Genomic DNA, 2,617 nt, shown 5'->3' with positions numbered 1-2,617 from the left:
CGACAGATGAAGCTAAAGCATTTATTGATGATTTAGCTAGTATGAAAGTACCAGTGTTACTTTTTTCCGGTGGTGAACCACTTGTTCGCCAAGATATATTTGAATTGGGTGCCTATGCTGTTGCGAAAGGAATTCGCCCGGTTCTATCTACCAACGGAACATTGATTACACCGCAGATGGCGAAACGTATTAAAGATACTGGTTTTCAGTATGTTGGCGTTAGTGTTGATGGCAATGAAGAGGTGCATGACCATTTTCGCGGTAAAAAAGGAGCTTTTCAAGAAACTCTTGCTGGAATCCGTAACTCTATCGCTGCTGGCAACAAAACCGGGATTCGTTTTACGATCAACAAACTGAATTATCATACATTACCAGATATTTTAGATATGGTTGAACAGGAGAAAATTCCCCGTTTTTGTATGTATCATCTGGTTTATGCCGGACGCGGACAGGAAATGGCTGAACTTGATACAACGAAAGACCAAAAACGTCAGACCATCGAATATTTAATTGAACGGACCTTAGATTTTCATAAGCGTGGTGTGGAAGTTGAAATTCTTACCACCGATAACCATGCTGATGGTATTTATATTTTGCAATATTTTGAGCGTACGCAGCCGGAACGGGTACCGGAAGTTAAAGAGCTTTTGAGCATGCATGGCGGCTGTTCAGCCGGACAAAAAATGGCTAACGTTGATCCCCAGGGTAATGTTCATGCCTGTCAGTTTTGGGGTCATAAAACGCTTGGTAATGTTCGTACCCAACCTTTTAGTGCAATCTGGCACAACGTGCAAGATGAGTTTTTATGTATGCTTCGTGATAAACCCAGTCATGTTACCGGCCGCTGCGGTGAATGCCGCTACAAAAAATTTTGCTGTGGTTGCCGCATAAGGGCGGAGGCCGTGTCTGGTGATATGTGGAGCGAAGATCCGGCTTGTTATCTTACTGACTACAAGGAGTAACTGCATGATAATTTCATGGAATACTACCCAACAGTGTAATATTAATTGCATACACTGTTACCGCGATGCCGGCGCTAAACGGGCTGATGAGCTAAGTACAGATGAAGGTAAAAAATTGCTTAACGAGATTGCCAAAGCTGGTTTTAAGATTATGATTTTAAGCGGTGGCGAGCCCTTACTGCTTGCCGTTATCTATGTATTTTTTACTGATGCTGCTGATTTTGGGCTTAGACCCGTACTTGGTACCAATGGTATGCTATTGACTGGTGAGGTTCCGTCTAAGCTGAAGTCTGCTGGATTAATGTGTGCTGGTATTAGTGTCGACAGTTGTGACCCCCAGCGTCACGATACCTTTCGCGGGGTGCGTGGCGCTTGGCAGCAAACTATGGAAGGAATCAAAAATTGTCGAAAAGCGGGTTTGCCTTTCCAAATTCATACCACTGTGACGAATTGGAACGAAAACGAAATTACCCAAATTACTGACCTGGCGGTTGAACTGGGAGCTGTTGCCCATCATATTTTTTTTCTTGTGCCTACCGGGCGTGGAAAAAATATTGAAGAAACTACTCTTAAAACCGCCGAGTATGAAGCTCTGTTAACACGTATTCTTGACAAACAGGCAACGACTACGATTGAAATAAAACCTACCTGTGCTCCTCAGTTTATGCGTATCGCCAAAGAACGCGGTGTGCCGATGCGGTATACCCGCGGTTGTCTGGCTGGTACTACCTATTGTGTCATACTGCCTAACGGTGATGTTCAGCCTTGCCCGTATTTGCCTATCAAAGTCGGCAATGTAAGAGAAGCAGCATTTGACATCATCTGGCGGGAGAGTAAGGTGTTTAATGAACTACGTCATGAACCGCTTAAAGGTGGCTGTGGTTCCTGCGGCTATGACAGTCTGTGCGGGGGGTGCCGCGCCAGAGCGTATTATTATTCTGATGGAGATTATCTGGCCGAAGAACCCTGGTGTAACCGGGGAAATAGATCATAGTAGAGTAACAAAGCTGTGCTGAATTTTAGGTTTCAGCACAGCTTTTCTTTTAGTATAAACACTGCCCAAAATGGGAACCTAATATTGCAATAGTACGTGCAGATTGAACTGGTACTGGGAGGTGGCTTGATTGGAATGGAAAAAGCACCTGGAAAGGAGTCCTCTTACATTTTTGTTGCTTGGGGTCTTAGCCGCCGCTGTTGGATTTGCCATAGCTGGCGCTGGGATTGCGTATGCAGATAAGGCTTCGTTTTGCAGCAGTTGCCACTCCATGCAACATGTAGCGGTGACTTGGCAGCAGTCGAATCATCGTCAGTTTAGCTGTGGGGACTGCCATTTGCCACAGGAGAATATCATTGAGAAAACCCTTGTCAAAACGCAAACAGGTATGAATGATACATATCATGAGTTTTTGCGTGATTATCCTGATACTATTCAGATAAGCGCCAAAGGCAGAGCTATTGTGAATCGTAACTGTGTCCGTTGTCATGCCTATACCATCGGCAATACTTTTATGGTGGTAAGCGGCGAGCAAGCATGCACAAAATGCCATCGCAGCATGGTTCATAATCAGATTGTAGTTAAGGAGCGTGTTCGTGTTGAATAGAACCCAAAAAGTTTTGGCTGCTTTCCTCGTGCTTGTTATCGTATTTACAGGGGT

The 2,617-nt window shown here is 44.6% G+C and carries 3 protein-coding genes; all 3 read left to right on the top strand.

The window, feature by feature from the left end:
- Positions 1-962: radical SAM/SPASM domain-containing protein (locus AC29Z1_RS01165; RefSeq protein WP_488269622.1), on the top strand; the 962-nt coding region annotated here is incomplete at its 5' end.
- 4 nt (positions 963-966) lie between these two features.
- Positions 967-1,956 carry a putative heme d1 biosynthesis radical SAM protein NirJ2 gene (gene nirJ2, locus AC29Z1_RS01160; RefSeq protein WP_488269621.1) on the top strand — a complete coding sequence of 330 codons (990 nt, stop codon included), beginning with the start codon at positions 967-969 and terminating at the stop codon, positions 1,954-1,956.
- A gap of 130 nt (positions 1,957-2,086) precedes the next feature.
- Complete coding sequence (locus tag AC29Z1_RS01155) at positions 2,087-2,563, top strand: cytochrome c3 family protein (protein ID WP_488269620.1); 477 nt, start codon at positions 2,087-2,089, stop codon at positions 2,561-2,563.
- The last annotated feature ends 54 nt before the right edge of the window (positions 2,564-2,617 follow it).

The sequence above is a fragment of the Sporomusa sp. genome, from assembly GCF_057736855.1.
The sequence above is the reverse complement of the archived record's forward strand: the minus strand, read 5'-3'. Positions and strand labels throughout refer to the sequence as shown.